Source organism: Planctomycetota bacterium (genome assembly GCA_035574235.1).
Lineage (GTDB): Bacteria > Planctomycetota > MHYJ01 > MHYJ01 > JACPRB01 > DATLZA01.
The window spans coordinates 1-6,212 of the sequence record DATLZA010000010.1; the positions used below are offsets into that span (position 1 = coordinate 1).

The following is a 6,212-nucleotide window of genomic DNA, read 5'->3' on the forward strand; positions in this document are numbered from 1 at the left end:
AGACGCCCATGGCGATCACGTACTTCGGATCGGGCATCTGCTCGTAGAGCTTGCGGACCACGAGGGCCATCTTCGCGTTGACCGTCCCGGCCACGATCATCAGATCGCTCTGCCGGGGCGAGGCCCGCGGAATGACCCCCAGCCGGTCCCAGTCGTAGCGCGACGCCGCCGTCGCCATCATCTCGATGGCGCAGCAGGCGATGCCGAAGAGCATCGGCCACAGGCTCGAGGCGCGCGCCCAGTTGGCGACCGCGTCCACGGACGTGATGACGATGTTCTTGCCGAACTTTCCTTCGATCAGGCTCATCGGAGCCTCCCGGTCACTTGACCTTGGCGAAATACCGCTGGGCGTCCTTGGTGTTGATCGAGTCCTTTCCGGGGGTCCAGCCGGCGGGGCAGACCTCTCCGCTCTTGACGGCGTGCTGGAAGGCGTCCACGATCCGGAGCGCTTCATCGACGCTGCGGCCCACGTTGAAGAAGTTGACGGTTTCGTGGACGACCTGGCCGTCGGGGTTGATGAGGAAGGTCGCCCGGAGGGCGATCCCCTTGGCTTCGTCGAGGACGCCGTAATCGCGGGAGATCGTCTTGGTGACGTCCGCCGCGATGGGGAACGGCGTTCCGGCGATGCCGCCGCGGTTGCGCGGGGTGTTGTACCACGCCTGGTGGCAGTAGGCGCTGTCGATGGAGACGCCGATCACTTCGACCCCGCGGGACTGGAACTCGCCGTACCGGTCCGAGAACCCGACGATCTCGGTCGGGCAGACGAAGGTGAAGTCCAGCGGATAGAAGAAAAGGAGCACCCACTTGCCCTTGCAGTCGTCGAGGGAGATTTCGCGGATTTCGCCGCGGACGAGGGCCTGGGTCTTGAACTTGGGGGCGGGCTTGCCGACGAGCGTGGCCATGAATTCCTCCTTGCGAATCAGGACCTTGAAGCCGGCGCGGCGGCGCGGTCCTCGCGGAACGCCCGCAGGACCGCCCGCACGATGAACGCTCCGACCCCGTAGACGAGGGTCAGGAGCCACGCGATGCTCCATTCGAACGCCCGCGCCTGCGCCGGGTCGAGCGACTCCTTGCAGCCGGGGCACAAAAACGCCCAGAATTCCGGATTCATCGACGGGATCTCCGGGAAAAGGCCGGGAGAAAGCCGTGTGGGGGCGAAGCGACCGCTTCGGAGAACGAGGCCGGGAAGGCGGGGGCGGACGAACGGTTCGTCAGCGCCGACGGCCGGCCCGGGCCTCGCGCCGGGCGGCGGCTCAGGTGAACGGAGGCCTCATCGCGGACTCTTTATATCCCGGCGGGGCTCGGAGTGCAAGCCCCCCGCGGGCCGCCCGGCGCATTTCGGGAATAAAGCGCTTGAAGAAGCGGTTCGATCCGGATAGAGTGCGCGCGATGCCCCGTCCTTTCGGCTGACGCGCCGGCACGGGCGCGAATGGCGTGGCCATTCCCCGGGCCTGACGGCCGGTTTCTTTTTCCCCCGCTTGCCTTTTCCGCCGGAGGACGGCATGACGCTCGTCTGCGACATCTGGAGCACCGCCAAGAGCGGCGGGTGCGCCGCGAAGCTCAGCCCGCTCGTTCTGCGCGATCTGCGGTCGGCGATCCGCCCGAAAGGCCATCCCGATCTTCTCGTGGGCCTGGACGAGCCCGACGACGCGGCCGTGTGGCGCCTGACGCCGGATCTCGCGCTCGTTCAGACGCTCGACTTCATCACCCCCATCTGCCAGGACCCGCATCTCTACGGTCAGGTGGCGGCGGCGAACTCGCTGTCCGACGTCTGGGCCATGGGGGGCCGGCCGCTGACGGCCATGAACATCTGCTGCTTCCCCGCGCGGGGCGTGGACGCGGAGACGCTGGGCCGCATCCTTCAGGGGGGGCTCTCGAAGATCGAGGAGGCCGGGGCCTTCCTCGTCGGCGGCCACACGGTCCGCGACGACGAACTCAAGTACGGGCTGTCCGTCACGGGGATCGTGCACCCCGAGCGGTACACCCCCAAGGGGGGAGCGCGGCCGGGGGATCTTCTCGTGCTCACCAAGCCCGTGGGAAGCGGCGTCTACGTGAGCGGCGCCAAGCGGGGGCGCGTCTCCGCGGAGCGCCTGCGTCCGGTCCTGGAGAAGCTCGCCGAGCTCAACCGCACCGCCGGGGAAACGATGGTGGAGTTCGGCGTTCGGGGGGCCACGGACATCACCGGGTTCGGTCTGGGCGGGCACGCGCTCGAGATGGCCCGGGCGTCGAAGGCGGGGCTGCGCTTTTTCTTCGAGCGTCTGCCGGTCTTTCCGGAGACGCTGGCGCTGCTCGAGGCGGGGATCACCACGAGCGTCACGGCCAACAATCAGGCGCTTCTCGAAAGCGCGGTGCGGTTCGACCCGGGGCTTTCGGCCCCCGAGCGGGGGCTTCTGGCCGATCCCCAGACGTCCGGAGGGCTTCTTCTGGCGGCGCCGCCGGACCGGGCGGAGCGGCTCGTCGAGACCCTGCGCTCCCGCGGCGTGCGGGACGCCGCGGTCGTCGGAGAGGTTTTCGCCTCGGAGGTTCCCGGCCTCGAGGTGGTTCGGAGGGAACGCTGAGAAAGGAGAACGGCATGCGTGCAGCGGCGGCGGTGTTCGGCGCGGTCCTGTCTTTTCCGGTCTGGGCGTGCGTTCAGGAGAAGGATTTCGGAAAGCGGCCCGACTGGTCGCTGACGCTTCCGGACGGAAAGAAGCTCTCGGCGGCGGATTTCGACGGCAAGGTGCTCATCGTCGATTTCTGGGCCACGTGGTGCCCTCCGTGCCGCAAGGAGATTCCCGGGTTCGTCGCGCTGAAGAAGAAGTACGGGGACAAGGGGCTTGAAATCCTGGGGTTCTCCTACGACCAGGACAAGGCGGTGCACGACCGGTGGGTGAAGGAGAACGGCGTCAACTATCTCTCGGTGGTCGTTCAGGGCGACGAGATCAAGAAGGCGGTGGGGGCTCTGGAGGGGAAGATCGGCCCCGTCGAGGCGCTTCCCACGACGATCGTGCTGAACCGCGCCGGGGAGATCGTCTACAAGCACGTGGGCTACGCGGCGCCCGAGGAGTTCGAGAAGGTGGTCCGGCCGCTGCTCGAGGAGAAGAAGCCGTAGGCGCCGGATTTCTGAAACCCGGTCGCCCGCGGCGTCGTTCTGAAGAATGCCCATGCGGTTCCTTCCTTTCGGCTGAGCCGCCCCCGGCGGCGCTCGGACGGCGTAGCCGTCCACCTTCCGGAAGTTTTCCGAACTCGGTCTTCCCCGAATCCCCCGGGCTCGGGGACCGTGCGGCCTCTTCTTCAAGGACAGGGCGGAGGCGGGCGCGATGAATCGGATCGCAGGCGGCGTCTGGGCTTTTCTTCTCCTGCCGGCGGCGCAGGACAGGGTGAAGGTCGAGGACCTCGTGGAGCTGCGGGCCGAGGCGGCGGCCGACGCCGCCGTGGCCGGCCGTCCGCTCCCGGTGGCGCTCGAGCTGCGGATCCGCCCGGGCTGGCACGTGTATTGGAGAAACCCGGGATCCTCCGGGATGGCGCCGGAGATCGAGCTTCGGCTGCCGGAAGGGTTCCGGGCCGGGCCCGTCCGGTGGCCGCGGCCGCGCCGGTTCGGCCCGGCGCGGGAACCCGTGTACGGCTACGAGGGGCGGGCGGTGTTCTTCGTCTCCGTGGTGCCTCCGGAAGGGCGCCCGGCCGATCTGGCGGACCTCGAGGTCCACGTCACCGCCATGGTGTGCAAGGAGGCGTGCCTTCTGGGGACGTTCCGGGCGCGCGTGGCGCCCCCGGCGGCGGGAAACGCGGCGCGCTGGGCGGCGGATCTCGAGGCGCTTCCGCGCCCGCTTTCGGAGGCGGCGGGCGTCCGCGCGGAATGGCGGGAGGGGACGCTGACGGTTTCCGGCCCCGCGGGACGCTTCCGGGAGGTCCGCTTCTTCCCGGACGAGCGGCCCGGGGTCCGCTTCGGCACGCCGGAGGCGGAGATCCGGGAGGGATCGTTCCGGCTGAGCGTTCCCGCGGCGGTTCGGCCGGACGAGACGGGCGGAAAACCTCCCGTGGTCGCGGGTCTGGTGGCGCTCGGAGAGGGGGATCGCGATCCCAGTTACGAGATCCAGGTCGTCGTGTCTTCGAAGGACTAGTCGGTTTTTTGCAAAAGGAGGAGCCCATGAAGGTTTCCCGCATCGCGCTGGCGCTGGGAGCGCTCCTGGCGGCCGCAGGGACGGCGGCGGCCGACGACGTCCGGGCGGAAGTCGGCAAGCCCGCCCCGGACTTCACTCTGCCGGACACGGACGGCAAGTCCGTCAAGCTCTCGTCGTTTCGAGGCAGGATCGTGGTGCTGGAGTGGATCAATCCGGACTGCCCGGTCTGCAAGCGCGTCTTCACGACGGGCGTGGTCCGCAAGATGCTCGAGGAGGTCAAGGCGGCTTCGCCGGACGTGGTCTATCTGCCCATCAGCACGACGCACTACATGACTCCGGACAGGATCGCCGCGTATCTCAAGGAGAACGGCATCGACGCCAAGGGGCTCATGGACACGGACGGCAAGGTGGGGCGGATCTACGACGCGCGCACGACGCCCCATCTCTACGTCATCGACGCGCAGGGCGTTCTCCGCTACGCGGGGGCGATCGACGACGACCCCTCGGGCAAGAAGCCGGGGGCGGAGAACTACGTGGTCAAGGCGGTGAAGGCCATCGTTGCGGGGCAGAAGGTGTCGCCCGAGACGACGAAGCCCTACGGCTGCTCGGTGAAGTACAAAGGCTAGTCGGGCCGAAAAACGGCGTCCCGCGGGCCCCGGCGGGAGGGTCGATCCTTCCGCGGGGCCCGCTTTCTTGACGGAGCGGGAGGGGTTCGGTAGGGTTCCCCCGGAGGATCGGGAGGAGGACCGACGATGGCGAAGATTCGCGAAGGGGCCGAGGCGCCGTCCTTCACGCTCAAGGACGCCGACGGCCGGGAGGTTTCGCTGGAGTCCCTGAGGGGCAAGGACGTGATCCTTTACTTCTATCCGAAGGACGACACGCCCGGCTGCACCAAGGAGGCGTGCGGCTTCCGGGATCTCTGGGGCGATCTCGAGAAGGCCGGGGCCGTGGTCCTCGGAATTTCGCCCGACGACGAAGCCTCCCATGCGCGCTTCCGGGACAAGTACAAGCTGCCCTTCCGGCTGCTGGCGGATCCGGAGCGCCGCGTGCTCAAAGCCTACGGGGCGTGGGGGAAAAAGACCCTGTACGGCAAGACGACGGAGGGCGTGATCCGCTCCACGGTCTGGATCGGTCCGGACGGGAAGGTCAAGCGCCACTGGAAGACCGTGCGGGACGCGGCGGCCCATCCGGGCGAGGTCCTGGAGGCGCTCCGGGCGGGAGCGTAGGGGAAGCGGCGTTCAGGCGAGCGGCCGCTCCGCGGGCACGCGCCGCACGCGGGCGTTCCCCACGCGCTCCGTGAAGCCGATCGCGTCCAGGCGCTCGAGAATCGGAAGCGCGTAGCGGCGCGAAACCCCGAGGACCTCCTTGAGCCGGGGCGTCTCCAGCGGCCCTTCGCGGTCCAGGGCCTCGCCCACCGCGCGGCGCGCCCGCTCGAGCACGGCTTCGTGGAGGAGAAGCCCCTCGCCGACGGCGACCGCCGCCCCCAGGTCCACGAGGAGGTCGAGAACCCGCTGAGCCCCCGCCGGCCCGTGCCGGGGCAGAAGGCGCCGGAACACTTCCGCCCGCGTCGGCAGCTGGAAGCCGAACCGCAGGAATTCCCCTTCCAGCTCCCGCAACGTGTGCTTCTCCTGCGGCGAAAGGACCGGCGAGAAGTCCGCCCGCCGCAGATGCCCGCCTTCGGCGACGAGCCGTCCCGAGCGCACCAGCGCGGCGGTCGCCTCCCAGAAGAGCGCGTCGTCGAGCTCGGAAAGCTCCTCGAGGACCGCGTCGAGGGCCGGCCCCCTCCGGCGCGGATGGCGGCGGTGGAAACGGTCCACGGCTCCATAGACGAGGTCGGACGCCCGGCGGAGCCCTTCCTCGTGGACGGCCCGGCCGTCGTGAAGAAGGGCCGCGCGCCCCGCGGCGCGCAGAGTCTCGAGCGAGGCGCGGACGTCGCTTTCGGAAAGCCCGAGGCGGGCGGACAGTTCTTCGATCCGCGCGGGATTCGGGCCGTGCCGCCGGAGCGCCTCCTCGACGGGTCCCTCGGACCGGGAGGACGCCGCTTCGAGCGCCCGGAGATCCTCCGGCCGGGAGCGCCGCCGCCGGCGGTTGCCGGTTTCGACGATCCGGCCG

The 6,212-nt window shown here is 69.4% G+C and carries 9 protein-coding genes; 5 read left to right on the forward strand and 4 right to left on the reverse strand.

Features of this window, described 5'->3' with window-relative positions; all coding sequences use genetic code 11:
* The 3 genes from nuoB to VNO22_00690 form a co-directional block, all read right to left on the reverse strand.
* The coding region (gene nuoB / locus VNO22_00680) for an NADH-quinone oxidoreductase subunit NuoB (GenBank protein ID HXG59863.1) at positions 1–307 on the reverse strand (307 nt) is incomplete at its 3' end.
* 13 nt (positions 308–320) lie between these two features.
* Positions 321–902, reverse strand: a complete 582-nt coding sequence (locus VNO22_00685) for a peroxiredoxin (GenBank protein HXG59864.1) — start codon at positions 900–902, stop codon at positions 321–323.
* 17 nt (positions 903–919) lie between these two features.
* Positions 920–1,111 (reverse strand): hypothetical protein, encoded by a 192-nt coding sequence (locus tag VNO22_00690; GenBank protein ID HXG59865.1) that lies wholly within the window; start codon positions 1,109–1,111, stop codon positions 920–922.
* A gap of 391 nt (positions 1,112–1,502) precedes the next feature.
* On the opposite strand from VNO22_00690, the gene selD reads away from it, so the two are divergent.
* The 5 genes from selD to VNO22_00715 all read left to right on the forward strand — a co-directional run bounded on the left by selD (position 1,503) and on the right by VNO22_00715 (position 5,326).
* On the forward strand, positions 1,503–2,558 hold the full coding sequence (gene selD, locus VNO22_00695) for a selenide, water dikinase SelD (GenBank protein HXG59866.1): 1,056 nt from the start codon (positions 1,503–1,505) through the stop codon (positions 2,556–2,558).
* 14 nt (positions 2,559–2,572) lie between these two features.
* Positions 2,573–3,091: a TlpA disulfide reductase family protein gene (locus VNO22_00700; GenBank protein ID HXG59867.1), complete on the forward strand. Its 519-nt coding sequence runs from the start codon at positions 2,573–2,575 to the stop codon at positions 3,089–3,091.
* Positions 3,092–3,299: 208 nt separating this feature from the next.
* Complete coding sequence (locus tag VNO22_00705) at positions 3,300–4,100, forward strand: protein-disulfide reductase DsbD domain-containing protein (protein HXG59868.1); 801 nt, start codon at positions 3,300–3,302, stop codon at positions 4,098–4,100.
* A 26-nt stretch (positions 4,101–4,126) separates the two neighbouring features.
* Positions 4,127–4,726, forward strand: a complete 600-nt coding sequence (locus tag VNO22_00710) for a redoxin domain-containing protein (protein ID HXG59869.1) — start codon at positions 4,127–4,129, stop codon at positions 4,724–4,726.
* A gap of 126 nt (positions 4,727–4,852) precedes the next feature.
* Positions 4,853–5,326, forward strand: coding sequence for a peroxiredoxin (locus tag VNO22_00715; GenBank protein HXG59870.1), 474 nt, complete (start codon positions 4,853–4,855; stop codon positions 5,324–5,326).
* 12 nt (positions 5,327–5,338) lie between these two features.
* On the opposite strand, the gene VNO22_00720 is transcribed toward VNO22_00715, so the two are convergent.
* The coding region (locus VNO22_00720) for a SelB C-terminal domain-containing protein (protein ID HXG59871.1) at positions 5,339–6,212 on the reverse strand (874 nt) is incomplete at its 5' end.

What these genes read in the sequence shown, in the direction of transcription:
- VNO22_00685 (HXG59864.1), bottom strand. Translation starts at nt 902, where the DNA reads ATGGCCACGCTCGTCGGCAAGCCCGCCCCCAAGTTCAAGACCCAGGCC.
- VNO22_00690 (HXG59865.1), bottom strand. Translation starts at nt 1,111, where the DNA reads ATGAATCCGGAATTCTGGGCGTTTTTGTGCCCCGGCTGCAAGGAGTCG.
- selD (HXG59866.1), top strand. Translation starts at nt 1,503, where the DNA reads ATGACGCTCGTCTGCGACATCTGGAGCACCGCCAAGAGCGGCGGGTGC.
- VNO22_00700 (HXG59867.1), top strand. Translation starts at nt 2,573, where the DNA reads ATGCGTGCAGCGGCGGCGGTGTTCGGCGCGGTCCTGTCTTTTCCGGTC.
- VNO22_00705 (HXG59868.1), top strand. Translation starts at nt 3,300, where the DNA reads ATGAATCGGATCGCAGGCGGCGTCTGGGCTTTTCTTCTCCTGCCGGCG.
- VNO22_00710 (HXG59869.1), top strand. Translation starts at nt 4,127, where the DNA reads ATGAAGGTTTCCCGCATCGCGCTGGCGCTGGGAGCGCTCCTGGCGGCC.
- VNO22_00715 (HXG59870.1), top strand. Translation starts at nt 4,853, where the DNA reads ATGGCGAAGATTCGCGAAGGGGCCGAGGCGCCGTCCTTCACGCTCAAG.